This is a genomic window from Mycobacterium sp., from assembly GCF_050701675.1.
Classification (GTDB): domain Bacteria; phylum Actinomycetota; class Actinomycetes; order Mycobacteriales; family Mycobacteriaceae; genus Mycobacterium.
The window spans coordinates 1-14706 of the sequence record NZ_JBOGDD010000659.1 but is presented as its reverse complement, the minus strand read 5'-3'; the positions used below and the strand labels follow the sequence as shown (position 1 = coordinate 14706).

General features: G+C 65.7%; 13 protein-coding genes. 9 read left to right on the top strand and 4 right to left on the bottom strand.

The window, feature by feature from the left end; genetic code table 11:
* Window positions 1-1519 (top strand): putative bifunctional diguanylate cyclase/phosphodiesterase (locus ACRDUX_RS20310; RefSeq protein ID WP_526415857.1); only part of this gene is annotated, 1519 nt, incomplete at its 5' end.
* Here ACRDUX_RS20310 and ACRDUX_RS20305 read toward each other — a convergent pair.
* Complete coding sequence (locus ACRDUX_RS20305) at window positions 1469-2404, bottom strand: hypothetical protein (RefSeq protein WP_526415855.1); 936 nt, start codon at window positions 2402-2404, stop codon at window positions 1469-1471. The genes ACRDUX_RS20310 and ACRDUX_RS20305 overlap by 51 nt on opposite strands.
* A gap of 1139 nt (window positions 2405-3543) precedes the next feature.
* Between ACRDUX_RS20305 and ACRDUX_RS20300 the strand changes: the two genes are divergently transcribed.
* The 7 genes from ACRDUX_RS20300 to ACRDUX_RS20270 all read left to right on the top strand — a co-directional run bounded on the left by ACRDUX_RS20300 (window position 3544) and on the right by ACRDUX_RS20270 (window position 11687).
* Window positions 3544-4179, top strand: a complete 636-nt coding sequence (locus tag ACRDUX_RS20300) for a ScbR family autoregulator-binding transcription factor (protein WP_526415854.1) — start codon at window positions 3544-3546, stop codon at window positions 4177-4179.
* Between the two features lie 94 nt (window positions 4180-4273).
* Window positions 4274-5506 (top strand): acyl-CoA dehydrogenase family protein, encoded by a 1233-nt coding sequence (locus ACRDUX_RS20295; RefSeq protein WP_526415852.1) that lies wholly within the window; start codon window positions 4274-4276, stop codon window positions 5504-5506.
* Entirely contained in the window at window positions 5506-6630 is a 1125-nt protein-coding gene (locus tag ACRDUX_RS20290; RefSeq protein ID WP_526415850.1) for an acyl-CoA dehydrogenase family protein, read from the top strand. The genes ACRDUX_RS20295 and ACRDUX_RS20290 overlap by 1 nt, the downstream gene beginning before the upstream one ends.
* A complete protein-coding gene (locus tag ACRDUX_RS20285; protein WP_526415848.1) occupies window positions 6627-7526 on the top strand; it encodes an EamA family transporter in 900 nt (299 codons plus the stop codon). The genes ACRDUX_RS20290 and ACRDUX_RS20285 overlap by 4 nt, the downstream gene beginning before the upstream one ends.
* A gap of 264 nt (window positions 7527-7790) precedes the next feature.
* Window positions 7791-10046, top strand: a complete 2256-nt coding sequence (locus tag ACRDUX_RS20280) for a molybdopterin-dependent oxidoreductase (protein ID WP_526415861.1) — start codon at window positions 7791-7793, stop codon at window positions 10044-10046.
* Window positions 10047-10064: 18 nt separating this feature from the next.
* On the top strand, window positions 10065-11270 hold the full coding sequence (locus ACRDUX_RS20275; RefSeq protein WP_526415846.1) for a thiolase family protein: 1206 nt from the start codon (window positions 10065-10067) through the stop codon (window positions 11268-11270).
* Window positions 11271-11282: 12 nt separating this feature from the next.
* On the top strand, window positions 11283-11687 hold the full coding sequence (locus ACRDUX_RS20270; protein ID WP_526415859.1) for a Zn-ribbon domain-containing OB-fold protein: 405 nt from the start codon (window positions 11283-11285) through the stop codon (window positions 11685-11687).
* Window positions 11688-11718: 31 nt separating this feature from the next.
* On the opposite strand, the gene ACRDUX_RS20265 is transcribed toward ACRDUX_RS20270, so the two are convergent.
* From ACRDUX_RS20265 to ACRDUX_RS20255, 3 genes are all read right to left on the bottom strand, one after another.
* On the bottom strand, window positions 11719-12612 hold the full coding sequence (locus ACRDUX_RS20265) for a phytanoyl-CoA dioxygenase family protein (RefSeq protein WP_526415844.1): 894 nt from the start codon (window positions 12610-12612) through the stop codon (window positions 11719-11721).
* Between the two features lie 70 nt (window positions 12613-12682).
* Window positions 12683-12853 (bottom strand): PIN domain-containing protein, encoded by a 171-nt coding sequence (locus ACRDUX_RS20260; protein WP_526415842.1) that lies wholly within the window; start codon window positions 12851-12853, stop codon window positions 12683-12685.
* A gap of 3 nt (window positions 12854-12856) precedes the next feature.
* Window positions 12857-14119 carry an amidohydrolase family protein gene (locus ACRDUX_RS20255; RefSeq protein ID WP_526415840.1) on the bottom strand — a complete coding sequence of 421 codons (1263 nt, stop codon included), beginning with the start codon at window positions 14117-14119 and terminating at the stop codon, window positions 12857-12859.
* A 24-nt stretch (window positions 14120-14143) separates the two neighbouring features.
* On the opposite strand from ACRDUX_RS20255, the gene ACRDUX_RS20250 reads away from it, so the two are divergent.
* On the top strand, window positions 14144-14706 hold a 563-nt coding region (locus tag ACRDUX_RS20250), incomplete at its 3' end, for an AraC family ligand binding domain-containing protein (protein WP_526415838.1).

Here is a 14706-nt window from a genome sequence, read left to right as displayed (position 1 = left end):
GATCGAGGAGGGGCGCAGCGTTCCTCGGAGTTCCACGGCAGCGGCGCCGTTGGTGTCGGGCGATCTGACGACGGGTGTGCTCGGCTTCGTGAAGTTCGGCGACCGCGAGTGGAAGCCCGAGGAGCTCAGCGCGCTTGAGGCGATCGCCTCGTTGTTCGCGCAGGTACAGGCACGGGTTCGGGCCGAGGAGCGGTTGCGCTACCTGGCCGAGCACGACGATCTGACGGGACTGCAGAACCGGCGGGCGCTCATCGAGCACCTCGACGCCAGGCTCTCGGACGGGTCCCCCGGGCCCGTGGCGGCGCTGTACTTCGACCTCGATCGACTCAAGACCATCAACGACTACCTCGGCCATAGCGCCGGCGACTGGTTCATCCGTGTCCTCGCCGAGCGCCTGCAACGGGGAACCGAAGATGCGAGCGTCATCTCGCGACTGGGCGGCGACGAGTTCGTCGTGGTGCTCGCGTCCCCGACGTCGGCCAAGGAAGCGGCCCAGCTCGCCGATCGGCTGCTGTCGCTGCTGCGCGAACACGTCGCGATCGAAGGTGAGATGCTCACCAGGACCGTCAGCATCGGCGTCGCACTCGGCGCACCTGGCCGTGACACCACGTCGGATCTGCTCCGCCGGGCGGATCAAGCGGTGCTCACCGCCAAGAGTGCGGGCGGAAATCAGGTCGCGGTGTTCTCGGACGAGATGTCCCTGCGCACGGATTACCGCAACGACATCGAACGTCACCTTCAGGACGTCATCGACGACGGCTCACTGTTCCTGCAGTACCTGCCCGAGGTCGACATGCGCACCGGCGAAGTGCTCGCGACGGAGGCGTTGGTGCGGTGGAACCATCCGACCCGCGGCCTGCTGTCGCCCGCGTCGTTCATCGCCGTCGCAGAGTCCGTCGGCCTCGCCGACGATTTGGGTCGCTGGATATTGCGTACGGCCTGCGCAGAGTTCGCAAGGTGGCGCACGCTGGGGATAGCCGGCGAAATCGTGCTGCGGGTCAACGTGTCACCGGTGCAGCTGGTGACCGACGGGTTCGTGGAGTCCGTCGCCAACGTCATGCGCGAATTCGCTCTGGACCGCGGCTCGGTGTGCCTGGAGATCACCGAAAGCGTCGTCGTTCAGGACATGGAGACCACCAGCGTCACGTTGGCGGGTCTGCGCGATGTCGGCGTTCAGGTCGCCATCGACGATTTCGGGACCGGCTTCAGCGTGCTGTCACATCTGAAGTCATTGCCTGTCGACGTGCTCAAGATCGACCGGGGCTTCGTCGCCGATCTCGGTTCGAACACCAATGATCTGGCGATCGTGCGCGCAGTCATCGCGCTGGCCGAGGCGTTCGAATTGGAACTGGTCGCCGAGGGCGTTGAGACCAGAGCCGCCGCAATGACGCTGCTACGTCACGGCTGCCATCGAGCACAGGGCTTCCTGTTGTCGCCAGCGCTTGACGGAGACGACATGGCCTCGCTACTAGCCAAAGGCCGGGTACCCGTGCACTTTTCCGCAACGCCAACTCTCTAGGGACGTCTGGCGCGCTTCGTGCATGCCCTCGCGCAACTGACGGCGAGAGCCGGTGCACGTGGGCCGGACGGCTGCTGGCACTGTGGCCAACAACTCGACCCGCCCGAATCGGCTTGCGGTCCGACCGACGAGGCAGACCTGCAGTCGCTCGCCCGTGACGACGTCGGCACGGTCGCCCGACACGGGGTCGTGGTCATGGTCATGGTCATGGGGCGACAGCGTCACACCGGCGCGCGTCCGTACCGCAAGGGGGCCCTCGGGGGTCGACAGAACGACGCCGACGATGACGCCCTCCTCGAAGACGATCCGCTGCAGTGCACTGCCTGTCTGGACGTCGATGTCGCGTTGCCGCGCCTGATCGGCCACCCAGTCGCGCAGCACCGCCTCGCCATCACCGCCGACCCCGTCGACCGTGCCGAGCGACATGACCTCGATGGCCTCACCATCGGTCGACCGCATCGTCGTCGTCCGCCAGTCCCGCATGCTCGTGTACAGCAGCCCGTACGGGGATGCGACGCACTTCGCGGCCCAACCGTTCAGCCGGGACCCCATGAACGGTTCGACGAAGCGCCGGTCGACCTCTTCCTTCGACAGGTTGCGCGCGCTGCGTCGTGGCACGGTGGCATCGCGCAAACCGTCCATGGGGACGCCCTCGACCAGCGCGGCCAAGTACTCGTTGGTCTCCGCATCAAGCGTCTCGGGGAGCAGCAGGCCATGCTTGGCCGCTACCCGCTCGCGCAGGGCCACTGGCGCGGCATCGCCACGCACCGACGGCATCGCATCGACGACCACTACCTCGCCGCCGGCGTCCACCGTCGCGATGGCATTCGCAAGGCCGCCGATACCGGCGCCGATGACCGCTACGTCAACTTCTGTATCCCACATGAGCGTCGATTACTCCGCGATAGCTTGTCGGTTGATTGATGAGTTGCCAGAGTCCGGCGCGCAACATGCGTCCTTGAACTCCCACGAATCGTAGGATCGCCCAATCGTTGCACTTGGCGACCCTTTTTCACGCGACCCAATCCGACCACGGAGAGTCGTCGATGCCTCGCGTATTGACGTTGCTGCAGCCCGAAGGGATCCTTCTCGAGATTTGCCAACGGCCAATCCTGCCGCTGCGACCGCGCGGCGAGATGCCGGGTCCACCCGATCCGGACGATCAAGCTGCCAACGCCCACCGGCGGCGACGACGCCCCTCAGTGGCTTCAGACCGGAAGTCTTCACATCGCGTACTTTACATACTTTTGGAATGAACAGCACTAGAAGATGCGACCGAAAGTTTGGAGCAAAATTGGCCACACCCGCAACCAAAAACCGCTGCAACCACGTGATTCATCTGCCCGGACGCGCCCGACTTCGCGTCCGGGCAGATGTGAGATAGGACACTTCCTGGGTAAACGGTGCCCTCCACCACCCTGCCGACGTTTCATCTGCCGGGGGCGAGGGGTATCCACGGCCGCCCGGACCGGAGGGGCGGGCGACACCACCCGGGCGGCGGATCCTTCGCGCCGCGGCACGCGACTTCGCCGTCATGCCGTATCGCCAGGTCAGTCTCCATGACGTCGTTGCCAGTGCCGACGTCACTAAAGCCGTGCGAGACACCCAGTTCGGTCCAACGGCCTTCACCCTCTTCGAATCCGTCGGCCGCGTCGACGGTCTCCCGGCCAGGATCTCGGAGAGCCGCGTCGGAGACCTTCGCCGACATCGCCGCCCGCGGGAGCGCCAATGGCGACATTCGACCGCAATGCACGTCAGAACGGGTCACCCGCCTGCTGACCTCGCCGTACCTCTCATTGACGTCGACGAGTAGCCGACGACACTGCACGGTTCATCGGAGAATTCGACGCAGTCCTCCTGACGGCCCCACCGGGCTTCGCAAACCGGGACCACTTCCCCATCTGACGGATTCAATCAGTCGCCGGTCGGCACTCGCGATCGAGAATGCCGCACCCCCGGGCGCCATGGAACTATGATCCCGTCGAACGATCGTCACAATCATGGATCGACGGAGGTGCTGGAATATGGTGCGCCAGGCTCGATCTGAGGCCACCCGGCGGAAGATCATCGACTCTGCAGTCGACCTGATCAACGAGATCGGTTACCCTGCCGCGGGGTTGGGCGACATCATCGAACGCGCCGAATTGACCAAGGGTGCACTGTATTACCACTTCGACTCCAAGGAAGCCTTGGCGACCGCGATCATCGAAGAGGGCGCGCAGACCGTGCTCGGCGCATTCCGCGCATCAGGTCGATCGAGCTCCCCCGCGATGGAGAACGTCATCCACGGTTCGTTCGTCGTCACCGACGTACTCGGCACCGACAAGGTCGCACGAGCGGGAGCTCGGCTACTCCGAACTTTCGGTGGATTCAACCCCGCAGCAAAGAGCACTTTGCAGATTCTGGTGACGGACCTAGTGGGGCGCATCAAGATCGCCGCTGCCGAGGGCGACGTGCGCGCGGAGTTGGACGTCGAAGCCACCGGAGCCACGATCGTCGCCGCAATGGCCGGCTCGGAGTTGCTCGCGAGCGCGCTGGCCGACGGAACGGATCTCCGGGCCCGTTTCACGCGAATGTGGGAGCTGATGCTTCCCGCGATCATCGCCGACGAGTCACTCGGCTACTACCGGGAGTTCCTGGCCCGGCAGTCCCTGCGCTGAACCGTTCTTCTCGGCACCCCTCTTCTCATCGACGCCACCTGGGTAACTAGGTTTACTGTCGCCGGACACGGGCATCGTACGAAGGGAGACATCCATGGACCTTCTGTGGTCGCCGACCGACATCGCCTTTCGCGACGAAGTACGCACATTCCTCGAAGAGAGATTGACGCCGGAACTGCGAAGGTCCGGCCGCCTGATGACCAGCGTGTACAGCGACCACGAGGCAAGCCTCGAGTGGCAGCGGATTCTGCACCAACGCGGTTGGGCCGCGCCGGCATGGCCGGTCGAACATGGCGGCTGCGACTGGAGCCTCGCACAGCACTACGTGTTCAGCCGCGAGTCCACCCTTGCCGGCGCCCCGTCGCTGTCGCCCATGGGAATTCGCATGGTGGCGCATGCGATCGTCGCCTACGGCACGAAGACTCAAAAGGACTACTTCCTGCCGCGCATCCTCACCGGTGAGGTGTTCTTCTGCCAGGGTTACTCCGAACCCGAAGCGGGATCCGACCTCGCCGCGTTGTCGATGGCAGCCGTCGACGACGGCGATGACCTCGTCTGTACGGGCAGCAAGATCTGGACCACCCACGCACGCGAGGCGAGTTGGATGTTCGCGCTCGTCCGCACGTCACGTGCGGCCAAGAAGCAACAGGGCATCACCTTCGTGCTGATCGACATGACGTCGCCAGGGATACAGATCCGTCCGCTGGTCATGACGTCCGGCGAGGAGATCCAGAGCCAAGTGTTCTTCGACGAGGTTCGCGTCCCGAAGTCCAACGTCGTCGGTGAGATCGACGACGGCTGGACGGTAGCGAAGTACCTGTTGGAGTTCGAACGGGGCGGTGGCGCCAGCGCGCCCGCCCTGCAGGTGATGGCCGAGGAGGTCGCGGCCGCCGCGGCGGTTCAGCCAGGGTCCGGCGGCGGCCGACTCCTCGACGACCCAGCCTTCGCGCGAAAGCTCGCCGACGCGCGGATTCGCACCGACGTGCTGGAGATCCTCGAATACCGCGTGCTGTCGGCGCTCGCCGGTGGCGGACACCCCGGCCCGGCATCGTCGATGCTCAAGATTCTCACCACCGAACTCAGCCAGACCCTGACAGAGCTGGCCATGGAGGCCGCCGGTCCGCGCGGCCGCGCGTACCAACCGCATGCGACGCGACCTGGCGGGCCGATCGCGGAATACGAGCCGCCGCTCGACGGTTACGTCAGCGGCGAAGCCTGGCAGGCCGTAGCTCCCTTGCGGTACTTCAACGACCGCGCGGGCTCGATCTACGCGGGTAGCAACGAAATTCAGCGGAACATTCTCGCCAAGGCAGCACTGGGGCTCTGATGGACTTCACACTCTCCGACGAACAAGAGATGCTGCGCAACGGGCTGACGAAGTTCCTCTCGACGCGCTACGGCCTCGAGCGCAGCCGTACGGCCGCCAAGACCGGGGCGGGCTGGCAGCCCGACATCTGGCGCGCCTTCGCCGACGAACTGGGCATTCTGGGCGCCGCGCTGCCCGAGGAGGTGGGCGGAATCGGCGGGGGCCCGGTCGAGGTGATGGTGATCGCGGAGGCCCTCGGCCACGCACTGGTCGTCGAACCCTACGTGGACACCGCCGTGGTCTCTGCAGGCCTTCTGGTTCGGGCTGGCGGCAAGCGGGCTTCGGCACTCCTGGAACTCGTCGCCGCGGGACACGCGATCGTCGCTCTTGCCGCGGGTGAGGCCCAATCGGGTGACCGCTGGCAGGACGTCGCGACAACGGCCCGTCGCGACGGTGCCGAATGGGTGCTCACGGGATCCAAGACGATGGCCGTCAGCGCACCGCTCGCGACCCACCTCTTGGTCAGTGCGCGCACCGAACACGGACCATCCCTGTTCCTGGTCGACGTGGCGGCCGTCGCGTCCGGATTGGAGATGCACGCATACCGCACCGTCGACGACCGACGCGCGGCCGACCTGCTGCTCGCCGAACTGCGCCTGCCCGCCGACGCCCTGCTCGGCGAGGAGGGCCAGGCCTGGCCGTCGCTGGCCCACGCTCGCGACGAGGGCGCCACGGCCGTGTGCGCCGAAGCAGTCGGCGGGATGCGCAAGGTCCTGTCCGACACCGTCGAGTACTGCAAACAGCGGCAGCAGTTCGGACAGCCGATCGGCAGCTTCCAGGTTCTGCAGCACCGGATGGTCGACATGCACATGGAGCTCGAACAGTCCGTCGCCGCCGTCTACCTCGCCGTGTTGAACCTCGAAGCCGATGCCACGACGCGGGCTCGTGCGGTGTCTGCGGCCAAGGCCACCATCGGCAGAGCTGCCCGCTTCATCGGCCAGAACGCCGTCCAACTTCACGGCGGCATGGGGATGACCGAAGAGCTGGCGATCGGACACTACTTCAAGCGCCTGACCGCCGTGCAATACGAATTCGGTTCGACGGACGATCACGTCGCCCGATACGCGGAGCTCACCCGCGGGTGAGCCGTCGCGGGTGGTTGCTCTTTGCAGCGATGAGCGTGATCTGGGGCATCCCGTACCTGCTGATCAAGGTCGCGATCGAGGGCGTTTCGGCGCCCGTGCTGGTGTTCGCCCGGACGGCCATCGGGGCGGCCGTGCTGCTGCCACTCGCGATGTCTCGCGCCGCGTGGGCACCGGTACTCAAGTGCTGGAAGCCGGTGCTGGTCTTCGCCTTCTTCGAGATCATCGCCGCCTGGTTGCTGTTATCCGATGCCGAGCGGCACATCTCCAGCTCGTTGACCGGGCTCCTCATCGCGGCCGCGCCCATCATCGCCACCGTTCTCGACAGGCTGACCGGGGGGGAACGCCGACTGGGCGGCAAGCGAATCGCCGGACTCGCCGTCGGCCTCGCCGGCGTCGCGGTGCTGGCGGGACCCGAGATGACGGGAGGCAGCGCCTGGTCGGTTCTCGAGGTTCTCGTCGTCGCGCTCTGTTATGCGATCGCGCCGTTGGTCGCAGCGCGCTACCTCGCCGACGTGCCGAGCCTGCCCATGACCGCGGCCTGCCTCGGCGTCGCCGCGATCGTGTACGTCGGTCCCGCCACCGCGACGTGGCCGACTGAGGTGCCCCCGACACGCGTACTCGTCGCGCTGGTCGGCCTCGCCGTCGTCTGCACCGCGCTCGCCTTCATCGTCTTCTTCGCCCTCATCCGGGAAGTGGGTGCCGCACGGGCTCTGGTGTTCACCTACGTCAATCCCGCGGTGGCGCTTGCCGCGGGGGTGATCGTGCTCAATGAGCCACTCACACCGTGGAATCTGGCCGGCCTGGCGTTGATCCTCGCCGGCTTGGTGCTGGCGACCCGCAGGCCGGGCGGAACGTCGTCGCCCTCCACGGCGATGCCGGCACCTCCGGCGTCGTAGGGAGATGCGTCGTAGGAAATGGATTGGACACTTGTCCGAATTGTTGATCTGCCGCCGACCGCAACTCCGCTGAAGAACACGTGCTCAACCTGGCACATTGTCCGAAAATGCAGTAGTCGTGGGGAATACACCGAATGATTGCCAACGTTGACTCGGTCCGATAATCTGGACACATGTCCAGCTCAGCGGTGACGCGCGTCACTCGTCTGGCTCGGCACTCGCTTATCCGGCCGGAGGGCGACCGTTAACCTCGTCGAGCACAAGCTGACGTGTCCCCTGTGTGAGGCGATGTGCGGGCTGACGGTACGCGCCTCGGATACCGTCGTGCACTCCGTGCGAGGCAACCGCGACGACGTCTGGTCGGGTGGGCACCTCTGCCCCAAGGGGGCGTCGCTAGGTCAGATACACCACGATCCCGACCGGCTCCGACGTCCGTTGGTGAAGAAGCGAAACGGCGAGCACGTCGCGGTGTCCTGGGACGATGCACTGGCCGAATGCGAGCGCATCCTGCGGCCCGTTCTAGATCGTCATGGCGCACGGGGACTGACGGTGTACCTCGGCAACCCGGTTGCGCACAACATCGGGCTGAGCCTGCACGTCGGTGCGCTCATCGGTTTCGGGCAAGCGGCCGGAATGCAGGCCTACTACACGCCGGGCACCGTTGACCAATGGCCGCTCAATGTCGTCAGTGCACTGCTCTTTGGCGGCATGTGGAACGGGCCGATCCCCGATCTGAACCACACGGACCACCTGATCATCTTGGGCGCCAACCCTTCCGCGTCGCAGGGCTCGATGCTCTCGGCGCCTGACATCATGGGCTCACTCCGGGACATCGGCAGGCGCGGCAGGGTCGTGGTCGTCGACCCCCGCCGCACTCAGACTGCCGAGAGCGCCACCGAGTGGGTGCCGATCCGGCCTGGCACCGATGCGCTGTTGCTCTTCGCAATTCTGCACACTCTGTCGGAGAACCACTGGATCCGGCGACCCGACCATCTGCGTGACCGCGTCACGGGCCTGGACGACGTCATCGCATTGGCGAGTTCGTTCGCCCCGGAACGTGTCGCGTCGGCGACGGGCATCGACCCGGCCACCATCCGTCGCATGGCCCGCGAACTCGCCCACGCCGACAATCCCGTGCTCTACAGTCGGATCGGCACATGCACACAGGAGTTCGGCACGCTGGCGACCTGGCTCGTGTTCGTCGTCAACACCGCGATCGGCGCATTGGACAAGTTGGGCGGTTCCCTGTTCCCCAGACCCGCCGCGTGGTCGCAGATGTTCATGAAGCCGCCGGACCAACCCACCGATGGTTGGGAATTCGGACGGTTTCACAGTCGGGTACGCGGCGCACCAGAGGTGTTCGGGCAGTTCCCGATCAGCTGCCTCGCCGAAGAGATCGACACGCCCGGCGACGGACAGATCCGCGCCCTCATCACCGTGGCGGGCAACCCGGTCATCTCCGCGCCGGGCTCGCGCAGGCTCGCGCCCGCGCTGAATTCGCTCGACGCGATGATCTCGGTGGACAGTTGGCTCAACGAGACCACCCGGTATGCCGACGTCATCCTGCCCGGACTCTCCCCGCTGGAGCGGCCCCATTCCGACGACCTGTATTGGGCGTACTCCGTTGCCTCCTGCCTGAAGTGGTCCGATCCCGTCTTCGAACCCGCACCCGACCGGCCCGCGGAGTGGGAGCTTCTCCTACGACTGGGCGGGTCGCTTTTCGGCACACCGGTGCCCGATGTCGACGTCGCAGCGCTCGACGATCTGTACGTCGGCGGTCTGATCGCCACCATGTGCGCACAGCCGAACACCCCCCTGACCGGCCGAGACCCCCAGCGGGCCATTGCGGCGTTGCCAGACCGTGGCCCGGCCCGGCTGGTCGACCTCGGCATCCGATTGGGCCGGTGGGGTGACGATCTCGGCGAACGGCCGGGCGGGTTGACCCTGGCGTCGGTGCGTGAGCACCCCGACGGGATCCGACTGGACGAGCTCGCTGGCGGCAGGATCGACGAAGCCGTGACGACCCCGTCCGGCAAGGTCGAGCTATTCCACTCCCGTCTCGCGGACGACGTATCGCGCCTCGCCGAGCGAGTCGACCGCGAGACACCGGCCTTCGTGCTCACCAGTCGAAGGCACCTGCGCTCCAACAACTCCTGGCTGCACAACGTCCCGGCGCTGATGCGGGGCCGAGACCGATGCACGCTGCTGATCCATCCGATCGATGCGGCCCGAGTCGGTCTGCGTACCGGCGAACTCGCCGAGGTCGCGACGTCCGAGGGCGCGCTCGTGGTATCCGCGGACGTCAGCGACGAGGTGATGCCGGGGGTGGTCTGCCTGCCCCACGGCTGGGGACACGGGCTCGCCGGCACCCGACTCGACACCGCCAATGCCCACCCGGGTGTGAACTCCAACCTTCTCAATCCGCCGGCATTGATCGACGTACCAAGCAATACCCAGGTGGTCAACGGTGTGCCGTGCTCGGTGCGGGCGGTTCGTGAAGCCGGTTCGGTGACGCAATGATGATGGAGGGCAACCACTATGGGTTTACGTGGTGAGGCGGCGATCGTCGGCTACACCGAGCTGCCCGCGACCAGGCGTCCGACCGGACCGCCCGAGTTCACCCTCGAACAGTGGGCGCGCCTTGCCGCCTCGACGCTGGCAGACGCCGGCCTCGACGCCGGGGACGTGGACGGCATTTGCGCGGGCTACCTGCAGGAGTCGATGATATTCGTGCCTTCGACGATCATCGAATATCTTGGCATACGAGCCAATTTCGCCGAGCTGGTCGACCTTGGCGGTGCCAGCTCGGCTGCCATGGTGTGGCGCGCGGCCGCCGCGATCGAACTCGGCATCTGCAACGCGGTGCTCTGTGTCGTCCCCGCCGCGCAGCTGACACCGGTTTCCGAGAAGAAGCCGGTCGACTTCGGCGACATGTTGTACTTCGGGGCGTCGAGCAACCGATACGGCTCGCCGCAGGCCGAGTTCGAGATTCCGTATGGCAACCTCGGCCAGAACGGACCGTACGGTCAGGTCGCGACGCTCTATGCCGCCACCTACGGCTACGACGAACGCGCGATGGCCAAGATCAGCGTCGACCAGCGAGTGAACGCCAATCACACTCCTGGAGCGATCTTCTCGGACAAGCCATTGACCATCGAGGACGTGCTTGCAAGCCCCGTCATCGCGTCGCCGCTGCACATGCTGGAGATCGTGATGCCGGTGATGGGCGGGGCCGCCGTCTTGGTCACCAATGCCGACCTGGCCCGGCGTAGTCGCAATCGCCCGGTCTGGGTGAAGGGGTTCGGCGAGCGGGTGCCGTACAAGACCCCCACCTACGCCGAGGATCTGCTGCAGACGCCCATGGTCAAGGCGGCCGAATCCGCGTTCGGGATGGCCGACCTGGCACCGTCGGACATGGACATGGTCTCCATCTACGACTGCTACACCATCACCGCGCTGCTCAGTCTCGAGGATGCCGGCTTCTGCACCAAGGGCAAGGGGCTGCAGTTCGTCACCGAACACGATCTGACCTTCCGCGGTGACTTCCCCATGAATACGGCAGGCGGTCAGCTGGGTTACGGTCAGGCCGGGACCGCGGGAGGGATGCACCACGTGTGCGATGCCACCAGGCAGATCATGGGGCGTGCGGGCGAAGCTCAGGTGGGTGACTGCAATCGGGCCTTCGTCTCCGGCAACGGCGGCATCCTCTCCGAACAGACCACCCTCGTGCTGGAAGGTGACTAGACCGTGAGCGCCATGTCCAAGCCGATGCCGATTCCCACTCCGACCACGACTCCGTTCTGGGATGCGTTGAGCGAACACAGGATCCGCATCCAGTATTCGCCTTCGTCGGACAGCTACGTGTTCTATCCGCGGATCCTCGCCCCGGGAACCCTCGCCGACGATCTGGAATGGCGCGAGATCAGCGGCGCAGGTTCGCTCTACACGTTCACGGTGAGCTACCGCGCCGTGTCCCCTCACTTCGCCGACGACGTGCCCCAGATCTTGGCGGTCGTGCAGTGGGACGAGGGGCCGCGGTTCTCCACGGAGATCGTCAACGCCGAGCCCGACGCGATCCGCGTCGGCATGCGGGTGCGGCCGGTCTTCACCGACTACCCGGAGGCGGGAGTCACCATGCTTCGTTACGAACCGGCGGACTGACTGTTGGATGGTTGGTCGCTGGCGACCTGGTTCACGCGCTCTTGGATGCGATGAGTTTCTCCAGGGCCGCCTTCGCACGAGGATTGATCGCCGACACGTCGGCGCCGGGTTTGGCGCTGTAGCCGTCCCCGCGGACGGCGATGATCGGGTCCTCCACGTCGCGGTAGTACCCCATCGCGTAGGCGCCCTGCTGGTAGCCGATCAACCTCAACATGTCGTCATCAAGCGTCCTCGCCACCTCTGGCGGGCAGGCCAGATACTGGTTCTCCTCCTGCCGCACCCAGCCCACGGCGTAGTTGACGTTGATGGCCTTGCGCACACGCTCCGATCGGTTCGCTCCCCCGCTATGCCAGATCTTGCCGGAGTACAGCAGTACGGAACCGCGCGTCATCTCGGCCTGCACGCAGTCCGCGTCCGTGAACTCCGTTGGCGCGCCTGGCAGATGACTGCCGGGAACGATGCGCGTCGCACCCATCTCGGCGGTGTAGTCCGACAGAGCCCAGAGGGTGTTGCACTGCACGTGGTAGTCCGCGGGGAAGGGGAAGTAGTCCCAGGCGTTTTCGTCCTGGTGCAGGCCCTGCGCCTTCTCTCCCGGGTAGATGGAGATGACCTGGGTCAGCATCAACTGATAGGCGCTCGCGTGCTCGAGGAAGGCGCCGACGGCTCCGAGAATCGTGGGATGACGGATCAGCTGATGGGACAGCCGGGATCGGGCCACCAGAGCCCCAGTGCGCCTGGTCATCCTTCCCAGGTGCGCCTCCGCTCCCACGGGGCTGGCGTCGACGTAGGGCTCGAGCTCGTCTTCGAGCGCATCCATCAGACGTGCCGGAACCAGGTCGTCGACGATCACGTAGTTGTCGCATTTGAGGGCATCGACGACCTGCTCGATGGATGCCGTCGCGGGAAGGTGGTTCAGGGTCGTCACCCGAATCAGTCTGGACGAGAGACCGTTTCCAACGTTGGTGGGCGAGTTAATACCCGGTAACGCCCCCCGGTCACAACGTGCCGGGCACTGCGACCCATCGGTGTTGAAAGTCCAAGACCGTCGCCGCTGTTTCGAAGTCGGAGTCGTAGTGCAGGACCGTTAGCCGGTGTGTTCGTGCCGCCACTGCCGTCAGCATGTCGGCGATGCCGACGGAGCGGTGTCGACCCAGCTGCGAGTCCACAGCTCACGCCTTGGCGAGCTGCTTCTGCTCGTAGAGCCGCGCCCACTCCTTGCGCGGCCGGATCGATACGTCGACGTCGGCGCCCTTGGCGCGCAATGCCCCGACCGTGGCCTGGTCCTTCGGCGTCAACGTGAACGGATCCCAGCTGAAGAACCGGCTGGAGTTCTCCCAGGTGATCTTGTTGATGTCGGAGTCGTCAGCGCCTGCCGCGTTCAGTTCGGCAAGCACCTGCTCTGGCGCGTCGGGCCAGAAGCAGTCCGAGTGCGGGTAGTCGCACTCCCACGCGATGATGTCGATGCCGATCTCGTGCCGCAGCTTCAGCGACGTCTTGTCGGTGACGTAGCAGGCCAGCGAATGCTCGCGGAACACGTCGCTGGGCAGCTTGTCGCCGAAGTCCCGCCGCAGCCACTTCTGGTTCGTGTAGTGGCGGTCGCTGCGGTCGAGATAGAAGGGGATCCAACCGATTCCGCCCTCGGAGAAGGCGAACTTCAGGTCCGGATAGTTGCGCATCGCCGGGCCCCACAGCAGATCCTGTGCGCACATCGCCGAAATCTGAGTGGCCAGGATGATGAGGTTGTCGATCGGCGCATTGGGCGCCATGCTGATCGCCCCGAACCCCGTGCCGATGTGCAGGCACATCACCACGTTCTCTTCGGACAGGGTCCGGAACACCGGGCCCCAGTAGTCGTCGTCGTGGTAGCTCGGCAAGCCCTCCAGGTGCGGCAGCTCGGGCATCGTCACCGCGCGACAACCCTTGGCGGCGACCCTGCGGATCTCGGCGCACATCGCCTCCGGGTTCCACGTCGGCAGCACCGCGATGGGGATGAATCGGTCCGGGTAGGACCCTGCCCACTCGTCGATGTGCCAGTCGTTGTAGGCCGACACCATCACCAGCGTGACGTCCTCGCGGAACTGGTTGAGGTGGCGGGCGGAGAATCCGGTGAACGTCGGGAAGCACATCGACGCCAGAATGCCGTTGCGATTCATGTCGCGGACGCGCTCGTGGACGTCGTACACACCGGGTCGCATCTCGGCGAAGCCGGCGGGATCGCGCCCCCACTCCTCCGGTGGCCAGGACACCACGGCGTTCAGGCCGCTGACGCCCTGAGGCTTGCCCTGATACATCCACTGGTCGACGCCCTTGTCGTCGGTGACGACTACGGGTGCTTCCGCCTTGTACTTCGCGGGCACGTGGTTGAGGAACATGTCAGGGGGTTCCACGACGTGGTCGTCGATGCTGACCAGAATCAGGTCGTCAGTCTTCATACTCAACTAGTACCCTCGGATTCCGTGACCGTCTCTGCGCTTTCGGACAGAGATTTGGCCGAAACGGCCAAGATCTCCCGGCCGGTGATCGAGCTGCGCCGCGGCGGCCACGCGATGGCAGGCAGTTACCTCTACGAAGGTGACGGGTTGATCACCGGCTGGCACTCCCACGAGGTGCACCAGATCGAGTACGCCCTCCACGGAGTCGTCGAGGTGGAGACCGACTCTGCTCACTATCTGCTGCCGCCGCAACAAGCCGCGTGGATCCCGGCCGGGCTCGAACACCAGGCGGTGATGAACCCGGACGTGAAGACCGTGGCCGTAATGTTCGATCCCGCACTGATCCTCGACGCGAGCGGGCGGGCTCGCATCATCGCCGTCTCACCCCTCATCCGCGAGATGATGATCTACGCGCTGCGGTGGTCGATCGATCGTGGCGCAGGCTCCGCCCAGGATGAGGGCGTCTCCGATGACTTCTTCCGTACCCTGGCCAACCTGGTGGCCGAGGCGCTGGATCACGAGGCGCCGCTGAGCCTGCCCACCTCCGATGACCCGGTCGTCGCCGCGGCGATGGCGTACACCAAGGA

Excerpts from the sequence above, each read along its gene's own strand:
- ACRDUX_RS20275 (WP_526415846.1), top strand. The coding sequence starts at position 10,065 with ATGGGTTTACGTGGTGAGGCGGCGATCGTCGGCTACACCGAGCTGCCC.
- ACRDUX_RS20300 (WP_526415854.1), top strand. The coding sequence starts at position 3,544 with ATGGTGCGCCAGGCTCGATCTGAGGCCACCCGGCGGAAGATCATCGAC.
- ACRDUX_RS20255 (WP_526415840.1), bottom strand. The coding sequence starts at position 14,119 with ATGAAGACTGACGACCTGATTCTGGTCAGCATCGACGACCACGTCGTG.
- ACRDUX_RS20295 (WP_526415852.1), top strand. The coding sequence starts at position 4,274 with ATGGACCTTCTGTGGTCGCCGACCGACATCGCCTTTCGCGACGAAGTA.
- ACRDUX_RS20305 (WP_526415855.1), bottom strand. The coding sequence starts at position 2,404 with ATGTGGGATACAGAAGTTGACGTAGCGGTCATCGGCGCCGGTATCGGC.
- ACRDUX_RS20290 (WP_526415850.1), top strand. The coding sequence starts at position 5,506 with ATGGACTTCACACTCTCCGACGAACAAGAGATGCTGCGCAACGGGCTG.
- ACRDUX_RS20270 (WP_526415859.1), top strand. The coding sequence starts at position 11,283 with ATGTCCAAGCCGATGCCGATTCCCACTCCGACCACGACTCCGTTCTGG.